The 14,151-nt window shown below is 66.0% G+C and carries 13 protein-coding genes; 11 read left to right on the top strand and 2 right to left on the bottom strand.

The genetic code is table 11. The features are described 5' to 3' along the window. Positions 1-175: 175 nt before the first annotated feature. Positions 176-841: a LuxR C-terminal-related transcriptional regulator gene (locus N5J71_RS13150; RefSeq protein ID WP_003118350.1), complete on the bottom strand. Its 666-nt coding sequence runs from the start codon at positions 839-841 to the stop codon at positions 176-178. A 192-nt stretch (positions 842-1,033) separates the two neighbouring features. Between N5J71_RS13150 and N5J71_RS13155 the strand changes: the two genes are divergently transcribed. From N5J71_RS13155 to N5J71_RS13205, 11 genes are all read left to right on the top strand, one after another. Then, positions 1,034-1,561, top strand: a complete 528-nt coding sequence (locus N5J71_RS13155; RefSeq protein WP_012019486.1) for a dimethylamine monooxygenase subunit DmmA family protein — start codon at positions 1,034-1,036, stop codon at positions 1,559-1,561. Beyond that, the gene (locus N5J71_RS13160; protein WP_003118349.1) at positions 1,558-2,487 is read left to right on the top strand and encodes a PDR/VanB family oxidoreductase; all 930 of its coding nucleotides are present in this window, start codon (positions 1,558-1,560) and stop codon (positions 2,485-2,487) included. Before N5J71_RS13155 ends, N5J71_RS13160 begins: the two co-directional genes overlap by 4 nt. Positions 2,488-2,503: 16 nt before the next feature. After that, positions 2,504-3,520, top strand: coding sequence for a heme-dependent oxidative N-demethylase family protein (locus tag N5J71_RS13165; protein WP_003118348.1), 1,017 nt, complete (start codon positions 2,504-2,506; stop codon positions 3,518-3,520). A gap of 27 nt (positions 3,521-3,547) precedes the next feature. Further along, positions 3,548-4,678, top strand: coding sequence for an aminomethyl transferase family protein (locus tag N5J71_RS13170; RefSeq protein WP_003118347.1), 1,131 nt, complete (start codon positions 3,548-3,550; stop codon positions 4,676-4,678). A gap of 33 nt (positions 4,679-4,711) precedes the next feature. Continuing rightward, positions 4,712-5,566: a formyltetrahydrofolate deformylase gene (gene purU / locus N5J71_RS13175; protein ID WP_279916996.1), complete on the top strand. Its 855-nt coding sequence runs from the start codon at positions 4,712-4,714 to the stop codon at positions 5,564-5,566. Next, positions 5,563-6,474: a bifunctional methylenetetrahydrofolate dehydrogenase/methenyltetrahydrofolate cyclohydrolase FolD gene (folD, locus tag N5J71_RS13180; RefSeq protein ID WP_003118343.1), complete on the top strand. Its 912-nt coding sequence runs from the start codon at positions 5,563-5,565 to the stop codon at positions 6,472-6,474. The genes purU and folD overlap by 4 nt, the downstream gene beginning before the upstream one ends. Beyond that, complete coding sequence (locus N5J71_RS13185) at positions 6,471-7,841, top strand: trimethylamine monooxygenase (RefSeq protein ID WP_279916997.1); 1,371 nt, start codon at positions 6,471-6,473, stop codon at positions 7,839-7,841. The genes folD and N5J71_RS13185 overlap by 4 nt, the downstream gene beginning before the upstream one ends. Positions 7,842-7,951: 110 nt before the next feature. Then, positions 7,952-10,297, top strand: coding sequence for a trimethylamine N-oxide demethylase (locus tag N5J71_RS13190; protein WP_003118341.1), 2,346 nt, complete (start codon positions 7,952-7,954; stop codon positions 10,295-10,297). A 275-nt stretch (positions 10,298-10,572) separates the two neighbouring features. Beyond that, complete coding sequence (locus N5J71_RS22540) at positions 10,573-11,559, top strand: methyl-accepting chemotaxis protein (RefSeq protein ID WP_003118340.1); 987 nt, start codon at positions 10,573-10,575, stop codon at positions 11,557-11,559. Between the two features lie 248 nt (positions 11,560-11,807). After that, positions 11,808-13,181 (top strand): ammonium transporter, encoded by a 1,374-nt coding sequence (locus N5J71_RS13200; protein ID WP_279916998.1) that lies wholly within the window; start codon positions 11,808-11,810, stop codon positions 13,179-13,181. Between the two features lie 55 nt (positions 13,182-13,236). Then, positions 13,237-13,416: a hypothetical protein gene (locus N5J71_RS13205; protein ID WP_003118338.1), complete on the top strand. Its 180-nt coding sequence runs from the start codon at positions 13,237-13,239 to the stop codon at positions 13,414-13,416. Positions 13,417-13,794: 378 nt separating this feature from the next. On the opposite strand, the gene N5J71_RS13210 is transcribed toward N5J71_RS13205, so the two are convergent. Then, a complete protein-coding gene (locus tag N5J71_RS13210; RefSeq protein ID WP_003118337.1) occupies positions 13,795-14,145 on the bottom strand; it encodes a DMT family transporter in 351 nt (116 codons plus the stop codon). Between the last annotated feature and the right edge of the window lie 6 nt (positions 14,146-14,151).

Genomic DNA, 14,151 nt, shown 5'->3' on the forward strand with positions numbered 1-14,151 from the left:
TTAGCCGGGGGCTTTTTATGACCAGCTTGCCGTCTAGCAGGCCGTTGAAAACGTATGCGCTGGCAACTCAGGTCGTTTTTCAAACGCCTGCTAGCTTGCCAACCGGTTACTGTCGGGCAGAGCCCCCACACAGAAACGGGGACGCGCAAGAATCTCGCTCCCTGCCCCAGCCCAATCAGTCGTGGCGCTCGAAGATCGCCCCCTCGATCCCCAACACCTCGCCGGTACTGGAATAGATACCCACTCCCGTCTCCCAGACGTTCTTGATCCGCCCGTCGGCGCAACGGATGCGGTAGCTGAGCTGATAGGGCTCGCGCTTGAGCAGCGCGCACTGCACGCAATACCAGATGTAGTCGGCGTACTCGTCGAGGATCAGCGAACCGAAGCTGTGCTGAGGGCTGCGCGTGAGGTACTCGGCGGGGTAGCCGGTCAGGGGCAGGCAGCCGGCGCTGACGTATTCCATAAACCAGGTGCGGTCGTTGTCACCGCGGTAGATCAGCCCCGGCAGTTCGTCGAGCAGGCCTGCGGCGGGCGCAATCGGTGCAGTCACGCCCTCGTCTGCACCCTCGGGGGGCAAAGCCGCTTCGTCGCTCATGCGCCAGGAAGCGCCGCGGCGGTGCAGCCGGGTGGCCAGCTCCAGCCTGGAGCTGAGGCGGAATTTGCGCAGCAGGCTGCGCACGTAGATCTTCACCGTGCCGTCGCTGATGCCCAGCTCACGGGCGATCTGCTTGTTGCTCAGGCCCGCGCCGATCAGCGCCAGGGTCTGCCCTTCGCGCTCAGTCAACTCTTCCCAGGCCGGCACCGGCGGCGCGGCGGTCAATACCAGGCTGGCGTGGTGCATTCCTCTCCTCCTCCGGTACGCGACTCTGGGTTGGCGGGTTCCCTGTGGCAGCAACTTCCATGCCTGCGCAAGGGCACTACTCCTTTTGGCATACCTCCTCCTGCGGATTGAGCGCTAATTCTCTAGAGGAAATTATCTTCCCCACGAGGAAACAGACGATTCTCTGCCCAACCAGACAGCCAGAGGGCCGCCATGAGCAGCGCCGCAACCAACCACCCCTTCAGCGTGCCGCGCTATCCCAGCGGCCAGACGTGCCCAGCAGCGTCCGAGCACCTATTGGTAACCCAGGGTGCCGGGCAGGAAGAGCGCGACGCTCTCGCCGCGCAGCTGGGAAAGGTCCGGATAACCCATCTGGCCCTGCCGGACTTTCCCAGCGTCGCCGACCTGCAGCTGGTTCTCAGCACGACGCTGAAGGACGCTCGCGTCGGCCTGCGCCTGGATTTGCGCGGCGACGAGGCCTTCGTCTGGCCGCTGCACGCCCTGGCGCGGGCCGCTGGCCTGCTGGCCGACGAAATCTTCATGAGCAGCAGCCCGGAAGGCACCCGCCTGGTGTTCTGCGTGCACTGCGCCACCTGCCAGCCGGCCACCAGCGCTGGGCACCTGACCTGCACCCAGTGCGGCGTGATGCTGGAGGTGCGCCGCCACTTCTCGCAGCGCCTGGGGGCCTACCTTGGGGTCTGCGCCGATGCCGACCAGCCGTATCAGGGGGTACAGCCATGAGCACCCTGCTCGACGTCCGCGTCGCCGCCATCCGTGAGCTCACCCCGGTGATCCGCGAATACAGCTTCGAAGCACTGGCCAGCACACTGCCGGGGTTCTCGGCGGGCAGCCACGTGCAACTGCACCTGCCCAACGGCCGGCGCAATGCCTACTCGCTGCTGAGCGACCCTGCCGACACCCGCCAGTACCGCATCGCCGTGCGCCAGCAGGACGCCTCGCGGGGCGGTTCGCGCTACCTGCACCAGCACCTGAAGGTCGGCGACCGCCTGCGCCTGTCGCCACCGGCCAACCTCTTCCCGCTGCACGGTGAAGCACAAAAGCACATCCTGGTGGCCGCCGGCATCGGCATCACACCCTTCCTCGCTTACAGCCAGGAGCTCCTGCGCCGGGGCGCCGACTTCGAACTGCACTACGCCTACCGCGCCGGCAGCAGCGACGCCTATGTCGATGAACTGCGCCAGCAACTCGGTCCACGTCTGCACGAATACCTCAGCGGCCAGCGCCGCCTCGACCTCGCCAGCCTGCTGCAGGGCCGCACGCTGGGTACCCACGTCTACGCCTGTGGCCCGCAATCGCTCCTTCTGGACCTTCAGGAACAGGCCTCCGCCCAGGGCTGGAGCCCGCGCCGCGTGCACTGGGAAGCCTTTGCCGCGGCGGAGCCCGGCCAGCCGTTCCGCGTCGAGCTGGCGCGCAGTGGCCAACAACTGGAAGTGGCGGCGGACGAAAGCCTACTGGAAGCCCTGGAGGCTGCCGGTGTGGAGGTGCCCAACCTCTGCCGGGGCGGAGTCTGCGGCCAGTGCCAGACGCCCTGGCTGAAAGGCGACGTGGAACACCGCGACCACTTTCTTAGCGCCAACGAGCGCACCAGCAGCCTGATGCCCTGCGTCTCGCGTGGCTGCGGCAGCCCGATCCTGCTCGACCTCTGACCCGGAGACGCCACCCATGACCCTGACCTTCAAACCGCTGGAGAGCTACCGGGAAGACTTCAGCTTCCGCAACAGCCCCGCCGCCATCGCCCGTTTTCCTTTCCCCTTCCCGGAAGACCAGTACATGTACTCGGTCAACCTGGAGCCGGCGGTGTCGCGCGATCCCGGCTCGGTGTTCGAACATCAATTCGACGTGGACGAGCACTACGTGTCCGAGATGGCCGAGCGCGCCCGCGTGCTGGAACTCGACCCCGGCCGTTGCCTGGTGATGCCGCATATGGCCCAGGCCGCCTGGGACACCCTGGCCATGCTGATGGAGCACCTGGCCCGCGATTACCCACAGCACTTTCGCCTGACGCGGCAAGGCGATGCCTGGCACTGGCAGAACCTGGCTCTGGGCATCGACCAGCGCTTCACTTTCGGCGACCCGGCCAGCCTGCCCTGCGAGCCGCTGGAGTACATCACCCGGCAGATGCAGGGCGACTTCGCGGTGCTCGACCAGCGCGACGGCGACCTGTTCATGGACGCAGGCATGGTCACCTGCCCGGCCGACTGGTCGCTGCGCTTCGACGCCGGCATGAGCTTCAAGCAGTGGCATTCGCCGGTGCCGATGGCGCACCAGATGGGCGTGTTCGACCGCGCGCTGAAGTATTTGCTGAACATCCAGGTCGGTGCGCCGGTACGCCGGCTGAACTGGACCCTGACCATCAACCCGCGCCTGGACACCTCGCCCGAGACCTACCACGAATGGGGCAACGATCGCGGCAAGGTCACGCCGGACAACGTCGGCCGCCTGGTGCACCTGCGCGTCGAGTTGCAACTGATGGCCCGCCTGCCGCGCTCCAACGCGCTGCTGTTCGGCATCCGCACCTACCTCATCAGCCTCGATGAACTGGTCAGCAATCCGGCCTGGGCCCAACGCCTGCACCGGGTGATGCGCGACCTGCCCGATCCCATCGCCGACTACAAGGGCATCACCCGTTACCGCCAGACGCTGGTGGACTGGCTACGCCGGTTCGATCCCGAAGCCTGAACACTCCCCCAACAAGAGGATTCAACCATGGCCAATTCATGGCGCATCAGCGCGCTGCGCGAACGTCACCTGGCACTCGGCTCGCAACTCGAAGACTGGAACGGCATGGGCACCGCCTGGACCTACGCCAGCGACCTGGCCGACCACCACGAAGCCATCCGCACCCGTGCCGGCCTGATGGACGTATCCGGGCTGAAGAAGGTGCACTACGTCGGCCCGCACGCCGAAAGCCTGCTGGACTACGCCACCACCCGCGACATCGGCAAGCTGTATCCGGGCAAATCGGTGTATGCCTGCCTGCTCGATGAGGACGGCAAGTTCATCGACGACTGCATCGTCTACCGTACCGGCCCCAACGCCTTCATGGTGGTGCACGGCGCCGGCACCGGCCACGAGATGCTGATCCGCTCGGCGCAGGGCCGCCAGGTGGCGGTGCTGTTCGACGACGACCTGCACGACCTGTCCCTGCAGGGCCCACGCGCGGTGGATTTTCTCGCCGAGCATGTACCGGGCATCCGCGACCTGCCCTACTTCCACCACCTGCAGACCAAGCTGTTCGACCGCCCGGTGATGATCTCGCGCACCGGCTACACCGGCGAACGCGGCTACGAGATCTTCTGCAAGGCCGCCGACGCCCCAGCGATCTGGGACGCCATCCTGGAGCAGGGCAAGGGCTACGGCATCATCCCCTGCGCATTCACCGCCCTGGACTGGCTACGGGTGGAGAGCTACCTGCTGTTCTTCCCCTACGACAACTCGCAGATGTACCCCTTCGCCGATCAGAAGGCCGGCGACACCCTGTGGGAACTGGGCCTGGATTTCACCGTATCGCCCGGCAAGCAGGACTTCCGTGGCGCCGGCGAGCACTACCGGCTCAAGGGCCAGGAGCGTTTCAAGATCTTCGGTGTGCTGCTCGACGGCCACCAGGCCGCCCAAGGCGGCGACACCCTCTGGCACGACGGCCGTCAGGTCGGCGTCATCACCTGCTCCATGTACTCGCGCCTGACCGAACGCTCCATGGCCATCGCCCGTGTCGAGCCGCAGATCGCCGAGCAGGGCGTGCCCCTGCAGGTGCGCGGCAGCCTCGACTGCGCCGCCATCGCCCACAGTCTGCCGTTCGACGACCCCGAGAAGAAGAAGCGCACCGCCAAGGGCTGAGCGCACGACCTTGCCTGCACGAGAGCCACCACCATGAATCATTACATCCTCAAGATCAGTTGCCCGGCCACCTCCGGCATCGTCGCGGCGGTCACCACCTACCTGGCCGGGCGCGACTGCTACCTCAGCGAGCTGGCGCAGTTCGACGACGAGTTCACCGGGCGCTTCTTCATGCGTGCGGTGTTCCGCTTCAATGACACGACCCGGGCGGACATCGACGCCCTGCGCCAGGGTTTCGATGACATTGCCGTGCCCTTCGCCATGGACTGGGAACTGTTCGAAAGCCAGCGGCCGATGCGCGTGCTGCTGATGGTGAGCAAGTTCGACCACTGCCTGGTGGACCTGCTTTATCGCCACCACAAGGGCGAGCTGGACATGCAGATCACCGCCATCGTCTCCAACCACCTCGACCTGCGGCCAATGGCCGAGCGCGAGGGCATCCGCTTCATCTACCTGCCGGTGACCCGCGACACCAAGGCCCAACAGGAAGCGGCGCTGATGAAGATCGTCGACGAGACCCAGACCGAGTTGGTGGTGCTGGCCCGCTACATGCAGATCCTTTCCGACGATCTGTGCAAGCAGCTCTCGGGCCGCGCCATCAACATCCACCATTCCTTCCTGCCCGGCTTCAAGGGCGCCAAGCCCTACCACCAGGCCTACGAGCGCGGCGTGAAGCTGATCGGCGCCACCGCACACTACGTCACCTCGGACCTCGACGAAGGCCCGATCATCGAACAGGAAGTCCAGCGCGTGGACCACGCCTATCTGCCCGATGACCTCGTCGCCATCGGCCGGGACACCGAGACGGTGGCCCTCTCCAAGGCGCTGAAGTACCACCTGGAACACCGCGTGCTCCTCAACGGCGACAAGACGGTGATCTTCCGATGAGCGCCGTCCTGTCTCCCAAGCTCATCGATGGCAAGGCGGCGGCCGCCCGCGTGCTGGCCGAAGTGACCGAGGATGTGCGCACCCTGAAAGCCGCCGGCATCAAACCGGCGCTGGCCGTGGTGCTGGTCGGCGACGACCCGGCCAGCCAGGTCTATGTGCGCAACAAGGTGCTGCGCGCCGAGGAATGCGGCATCCGCTCCCTGGAACACAAGCTGCCGGCAGACACGGCTGAAGCCGACCTGCTGGCACTTATCCACAGCCTGAATGCCGACTACAGCGTGCACGGCATTCTCGTGCAGTTGCCGCTGCCGGCGCATATCGACGAAACCCGCGTGCTGCAGGCGATCAACCCACTGAAGGACGTCGACGGCTTCCACGCCGAAAACGTCGGTGGCCTCAGCCAAGGCCGCGACGTGCTCACGCCCTGCACCCCGGCGGGCTGCCTGCGCCTGCTGCAGGACAGCTGCGGCGACCTGACCGGCAAGCATGCGGTGGTCATCGGCCGCTCCAATATCGTCGGCAAACCCATGGCCGCCCTGCTGCTCAAGGCCCACTGCTCGGTCAGCGTGGTGCACTCGAAAAGCGCCAACCTGCGCGAGCTGTGCCGCCAGGCCGACATCGTCGTCGCCGCCGTCGGCAAACCGCGTCTGGTCGACGCCGACTGGCTGAAACCCGGTGCCGTGGTCATCGACGTCGGCATCAACCGCATCGACGAAGGCGGCCGTTCGCGCCTGGTCGGCGATGTCGACTTCGACTCCGCCCTCACCCGCGCCGCCGCCATCACCCCAGTGCCCGGCGGCGTCGGCCCCATGACCATCGCCTTCCTGATGAAGAACACCCTGGTCGCGGCGCGCCTCCAGCACCCGGCCACCGGCCTGCCCCTATCTACCTTGGAGAACCCCGCATGAAACAACGAGTCGCCATCATCGGCGCCGGCCCCTGTGGCCTCGCCCAGTTGCGTGCCTTCCAGTCGGCCCATGCCGAGGGCGCCGAGATACCCGAGCTGGTCTGCTTCGAGAAGCAATCGGACTGGGGCGGCATGTGGAACTACACCTGGCGCACTGGCCTGGACGAACACGGCGAGCCGGTTCACGGCAGCATGTACCGCTACCTCTGGTCCAACGGGCCAAAGGAATGCCTGGAGTTCGCCGACTACAGCTTCGACGAACACTTCGGCCGCCCCATGGGCTCCTACCCACCGCGCGAGGTGCTCTGGGACTACATCAAGGGCCGCGTGGAGAAGGCCGGCGTGCGCCCCTTCATCCGCTTCAACACCACGGTGCGCGGGGTAACCTGGGACGCTGCCAACGGCACCTTCGAGGTCACCGCCCACAGCTACGAGCAGGATCTGACCTACAGCGAAACCTTCGACTACGTGGTGGTCGCCAGCGGCCACTTCTCCACCCCAAACGTGCCCTACTTCGAGGGTTTCGAATCCTTCGGCGGCCGTGTGCTGCACGCCCACGACTTCCGCGACGCCCTGGAATTCAAGGGCAAGGATGTGCTCATCGTCGGCGGCAGCTATTCGGCCGAGGACATCGGCTCGCAATGCTTCAAGTACGGAGCCCGCTCCATCACCAGTTGCTACCGCAGCGCGCCCATGGGCTATCGCTGGCCGTCGAACTGGGAAGAGAAGCCGCTGCTGCAGCGCGTCTGCGGCAACACCGCCTTTTTCGCCGACGGCAGCAGCAAGCACGTGGACGCGGTGATCCTCTGTACCGGTTACAAGCACCACTTCCCCTTCCTGCCGGAAGAACTGCGCCTGAAGACCGGCAACCGCCTGTGGCCGCTGAATCTGTACAAGGGCGTGTTCTGGGAGCAGAACCCCAGGCTGATCTACCTCGGCATGCAGGACCAGTGGTACAGCTTCAACATGTTCGACGCCCAGGCCTGGTACGCCCGCGATGTGATCCTCGGCCGCATCGCTCTGCCGGATCAGGAGCGCATGCACGCTGAGAACCTGGCCTGGCGTCAGGAAGAAGAAACCCTGGAAACCGCCCAGCAGATGTTCGAGTTCCAGGGCGAGTACATCCGCCAACTGATCGAAGCCACCGACTACCCGAGCTTCGACATCGCCGCGGTGAACCAGACCTTCCTCGAATGGAAGCATGACAAGTACGAAAACATTATGGGTTACCGCGACAAGTGCTTCCGCTTGCTGATCACCGGCACCCTGGCCACGCCGCACCACACGCCCTGGCTGCAGGCCTTGGACGATTCGCTATCCGCCTACCTCGCCGACGAGCCGTCGACCGCCATCAAAGCCGTGGGTTGAAACCGTACCCGTAGGGTGCGCTGCGCGCACCAATGGATGGCCCTCGAATGCCACGGCTGTCGGTGCGCACGGCGCACCCTACGGAACGAATCCTTGCGTGGAGCCATGACATGAACCTGCCCGTGATTTCCCGGCCGCTGGAGCCGGCGCTGTTCGCCCGTACCCCAGGGCTGGAACGCCACCGCGTCGCCCCCGGCGGCTTGACCGTGGTGGCCCTGGAGCCGGGCGACCGCCTGGAGCTGATCGACCTCGAAGGCGACCAGGCCGCCGAGCTGCTGGCCTTCGCCGACAATGGCCGAGCGGCGCTTACCGCCCTCGGGCTCGCCGCCTGCCCGGGTGCCGAGTTCATCACTCACCTGCTGCACGACGGCAGCCGCGAGGCGGCCCAGGTCGGCGCCGCGCTGCTGCGCCGCGGCATCGATTGCCGCCACCTGCCGCCTGCCGCGCGGCTCTGGCCACCCGGCACCCCAGCCGGTTACCGCCGCACCCTCAGCGCCAGCGCAGCACTGCTGGTGATAGTCGCCGCACCCGGCGGACAGACGCCGGTGGACCAGCAGACGCGCGCCAGCGAGCTGCGCCTGCTGATCCAACGCGCCAACCCGTCCAGCCTGCTGCTGCCGACACTGCCGGCGCCGCTCGGCGAACTGGTTGACGAGTTCACCATCCACCCCGGCACGGCGCGCGATTACGTGGTCGCTGCCGGCCAGTACATCCAGGTGATCGACGTCGCCGGGCGGCAATGCTCGGACTTCGTCGCCTTCGACCGGCGCGGCCTCGACGCCGGCCGCGAGATCGACCTCGACCCCACCGTCACCCGCACCCTGAACGGCAATGCCTACCCGGGCCCCGGCCTGTTCAGCAAATTCTTCGACCGCGACATGCAGCCGATGCTGGAGGTGGTGCGCGACACCGTCGGCCGCCACGACACCTTTGCCCTGGCCTGCACCGCGCGCTACTACGAAAGCCAGGGTTACTTCGGCCACGCCAACTGCAGCGACAACATCAGCCGCGCACTGGCCAAGCATGGCGTGCACGGCCGCCCCGGCTGGCCGGCGATCAATTTCTTCTTCAACACCGGCATCGACGCCCACCAGCAACTGACCCTCGACGAGCCCTGGTCGCGCCCCGGCGACTATGTACTGCTGCGCGCCATGACCGACCTGGTCTGCGCCAGCAGCTCCTGCCCGGACGACATCGACCCGGCCAATGGCTGGCAGCCCACCGACATCCACATCCGCGTGTATTCCGAACAGGAGCGTTTCAGTATCGCCATGGCCACTCGCAAGACACCCGACGCCGACCCGGTGCTGACCCGCGAGAGCGGCTTCCACCCCGGCACCTCTGCCCTCACCCGCCACTTCATCGACTACCGCGGCTGGTGGACCCCCACCCAGTTCGACGGCTACGGCACGCTGGCGGAATACCACGCCTGCCGCGAACGGGTCGCGGTGATGGACCTCTCCGCCCTGCGCAAATTCGAGGTGCTCGGCCCCGACGCCGAAGCCCTGCTCAACTACTGCCTGACCCGCGACGTGCGCAAGCTGGCGGTAGGCCAGGTGGTCTACAGCGCCATGTGCTACGAGCATGGCGGCATGCTCGACGACGGCACGCTGTTGCGCCTTGGCCCGGACGCCTTCCGCTGGATCGGCGGCGAGGACTTCGGTGGCGAATGGCTGCGCCAGCAGGCCGAGAAACTGGACATGAAGGTGTGGATCAAATCCGCCTCCGAGCAGATCCACAACATCGCTGTGCAAGGCCCGCTCAGCCGCCAACTGCTGCAGCAGATGATCTGGACGCCAGGTACCCAGCCGCCCCTGGCAGAGCTGGGCTGGTTCCGCTTCCTCACCGGCCGCTTGGGCGACTACAACGGCTGTCCGCTGATGGTCTCGCGCACCGGCTACACCGGCGAGCTGGGCTTTGAAATCTGGTGCCACCCCAGCGATGCCATGCAGATCTGGCAACGCCTCTGGCAACTCGGCGAGCCACTGGGCCTGGCACCGCTCGGCCTGCACGCCCTGGACATGCTGCGCATCGAGGCAGGGCTGATCTTCGCCGGCTACGAGTTCAGCGACCAGACCGACCCGTTCGAGGCCGGCATCGGCTTCTGCGTGCCGCTGAAGAGCAAGCAGGACGATTTTATCGGCCGCCAGGCGCTGCTGCGGCGCAAGGAACACCCGATGCACAGGCTGGCCGGCCTCGAACTGGAAGGCAACGAGCCAGCGTCCCACGGCGACTGCGTACACCTCGGCCGCGCCCAGGTCGGGGTGATCACCAGCGCCACCCGCTCGCCAGCGCTGGGCAAGAACATCGCCCTATGCCGTCTCGACGCCTCCTACTGCGAGCCCGGCACCCGGCTGGAAGTGGGCAAGCTCGACGGCCAGCAGAAACGCATCGCGGCAACGGTGAGCGCCGGCACTGTCGCCTACGACCCGGACAAGAACCGTGTGCGGGCGTAGGTCGTGATGGCTGGCTATTCCCATTCGCCGCGGGGCGCGGCTGCTGCAAAAGTGGAGGGCATACGTCATCCCTGTGGGAGCACCGCCCCGGGGCGAAGCTTTCCGCTTCGAGGCTTTAGCCGCGGCATTGGCATGCCCATCAGTCGCGAGCTACGCGGCAGTACTGATCTTGGAGAAGGAATTGCTAGGGAAGCCGCCATCTGTAGGAGCGGGCTCTGCTTGCGAGCAGGGCTCGCCCCTACGCGTTTCATCCCATAGCCAAGGAGATCCGGCCGATGTGGTTCAACAACGCGACTCGCAACCTGGCCAGCGAACTTAACCAATGGCTCGACAGCCTGCTCGCCCAGCGACCGCAGGACACCAGCCGCCCGCACTTGCAGCGCCAGCCGCAGCTGCTCGGCAGCCTGCAGCGCCTGCAACACGACTGGACGGAGCTGCAGCGCATTCGCCAGCACGCCGAGCAACTACCGCCGGCGCCCTGCAGTACCGAGCAATACGCCGCCCTGCAACAGCGCCTGGCGCAGGCCGAACAGCAATGCGCCCTGCTCGAGGACGAGCTGCAGGCCAGCCGCCAGCAGTTCGAAACCCTCACCGCCGAGCGTGCGCACTGGAACGAGGAACGTCAGGTCTGGGACCTGACCAAACGCACCCTGACCGAAGGCTGCTGGGCGATGAACGTGGTGAACGGCGACCCCGACCACCCGCAGAACCTGATCCGCTGGTCTGCGCAGTTCCGCGAACTGATCGGCTACAGCCAGGCGGAATTTCCCGATGGCTGGGACAGCTACTTCAAGGTGGTCAACCCGGACGACCTCAAACAGGTCATGCAGGCCTTCAGCGCCTCGATGCTGGACAAGAGCGACGATGGTTTCTACGCCGTGGAGTACCGCATGCGCCACAAGACCCGTGGCGAGCTGTGGTTCCGCGAACGCGGCCGCTGCCTGCGCGATGCGCAAGGCAAGCTGCTCTATGTCACCGGTGCGGTGCGCGAAATCAGCGACGAGAAAACCGCCGCCAGCATGCACGAACGCGAGCAGGCCAACATCCACAGCACCTACGGGCAGATCGCCCAGGTCGCCGGGGTGATCAAGGGCATTGCCGAACAGACCAACCTGCTCGCCCTCAACGCGGCCATCGAAGCGGCCCGCGCCGGCGAGCAGGGCCGCGGCTTCGCCGTGGTCGCCGACGAGGTGCGCAATCTGGCCAGGCGCACCCAGGACTCGGTGCAACAGATCCAGGCCATGTTGCAGCAGAAGCGCTGAAACACGACCCAACTTCAGGCATATCACAGGCTGTACGGGCAGAAACGGGGCATCTTTTTCGCCGCGCTCGCCGCCACCGCCCCGTCACTCAGGGGCGGCACGCGCAAAGCGTTCTGGCACAGGGATTGCCTATTCATGCAGAGAACTTTTTATAACTACAGATAAACACCAAGGGCCTGCGGGCGCACATTCCAATAAAAACTGCCAACACCGCTTTATCACCACGAATTCGTCTCGAGGATCGACTGATGGAAGAGCAGAAAACCCCCACTCTGGAGGAGCTGCAGGCTCTGATAGAGATGACCAACACCCTGAGTATGGAAATATTCTACTGGTGGTGTATCGCCCTGATGGTCTGCATTCATGCCGGCTTCCTGTCCTACGAAATCGGCGCATCGCGCCTGAAGAATGCCCTGGCGGCCGGGGTGAAGAATATCCTCGCGTTCGGCTTCATCATCCCCAGCGTGTTCCTGCTCGGCTGGGCGGTATACAACGCCTTCCCGGACGGCATCGTGCCACGCATGGATGCCTTCCTCGCCGGCATGCCCTGGAGCGAATCCATGGGGCCGAACATCCAGGACAACGCCACCGGCATCTTCTGGGCGGCCTTCGCCATGTTCGCCGCCACCACCGGCTCGATTCTCTCCGGCGCGCTGATCGAGCGGGCGCGGATGAGCGCCTTCATCATCCTCACCATCGTCCTCGGCGGCTTCCTCTGGCTGGTCGCTGCCGCCTGGGGCTGGCACCCGGAAGGCTGGCTGACCGTCAAGTGGGGCTACCATGACGTCGGTGCCGCCGGCGTGGTGCACATGATCGCCGGCTTCTTCGCCCTGGCCGTGGTGATCAACCTCGGCGCACGGATCGGCCGCTTCAACCCGGACGGCAGCGCCAACGCCATCGTCGGCCACAGCATGCCGATGAGCGTGATCGGCCTGATGCTGATCATCGTCGGCTTCTTCGGCTTCCTCGGCGGCTGCATCATCTACAACGCAGGCGCCCAGTGGATCAACATCTACGGTCAGCCGACCACCCTCTCGGCCTTCGCCTTCAACACCCTGATGGGCTTCGCCGGCGGTCTGATCGGCGCTTACCTGACCACCCGCGAGCCGTTCTGGATGATGTCCGGCGGCCTGGTCGGGATCATCTCCGTGGCACCGGGCCTGGACCTCTACCACCCCGGCCTGGCCTACCTGATCGGCATGGGCGTCGCTGCCACCGCGCCGCTGGTCAACAACCTGTTGCTCAAGTTCCGCCTCGACGACGCGGTCGGAGCCTTCGCCGTACACGGCTTCGGCGGCTTTGCCGGCCTGGTGATCAGCGGCATCTTCCTGGCCGGCTACCCGAACGTGAACGGCATGGCGCCGATCAGCTTCCTCGGCCAACTCGGCGGCGCCGTGGTACTGGCAGCGCTGGGCTTCATCCCCGGCTACGTGCTGTCCTACGCCCTCAAGCAGTTCGGCATGCTGCGCGTACCGGCCCACGCCGAGGAACGCGGTCTCGACCTGACCGAGGTCCCGGCCCAGGCCTATCCGGAATGGAACTCGATGTACGGCCCGAGTACCAGCGTTGGCGGCGCCGCCCCGGCACCTGCCAGCCTGATCGGCGAAAGCAAACCGGCCTGACGGCCATGCCGCCTGCCGCCGCCCGGCGGCGGGCCCACCCCCAGGAGCATTGCCCATGAGCATCACTACCTTCGACGGCGCCAGCGCCGTCTTCACCTTCGCCGACAAGCCGGCGATCCTGGTCTTCATCAGCCTGCTGGTGGCTGGCGTCAGCCTCTACGCGCTGATCGCCACCATGATTCATGAGAAGCACAGCTACGCCCTACCGGACGACAAGCTGCCCAAACTCAAGTAAGCACTCCGGCCGGCAGTCCGCTGCCGGCTTTCCTCCTCCCCGCAGCAACTCCCGCCTCTAGCGCCTGACGCCTGCGCATCGAGCCGCACCCAGCAGCGGCACTCTGACCGCACCCGCGCCCCTCCTGCACCAGCGCTGCATTCTTCACCGCGTACTGCGCGTGCTCGAGTCTGCGCCGTTCACCCACACAGCACAGCCTGGCGACTCAAGCCAGACTGTGCTCTACCAGCACGGAGCAGACGCACGCCTGTCACGCCCGCCACTGTCCAGCGCCGTCGCTGCGGCGCACAGGAATCCCGCATTACCGTCCACAAGCGCAGAAACGCCGCGAGTCCGGAGAACCCGCGGCGCCTTGTGCGCAAGACCGGGCCGGATGACTCAGGCTATCGTGCCGGAAACCAGCTTGAGTCCCACCACACCGGCAAGGATGAGCCCCAGACAAGCCAGCCGCGCAGCGTCAGCCGGTTCGTCGAGATAGATGATGCCGTAGACGGCGGTGCCCAGTGCACCGATGCCGACCCACACGGCGTAGGCGGTGCCCACCGGCAGAGTGCGCACCGCCTGAGCCAGCAGATACAGACTAAGGGCGATGAAGAAGCCGCAATACAGGCTTGGCCACAGACGGGTAAACCCCTGAGTACGGGGAATCGCAGCGGCATAGCAGATCTCGCTGAGGCCGGCCAGAAGCAGGAAGCCCCAGCCGGCGGCATTGGCACTGAACAAGCTCATGAGCAA

This window comes from Ectopseudomonas oleovorans (assembly GCF_029845265.1).
Taxonomy (GTDB): domain Bacteria; phylum Pseudomonadota; class Gammaproteobacteria; order Pseudomonadales; family Pseudomonadaceae; genus Aquipseudomonas; species Aquipseudomonas oleovorans.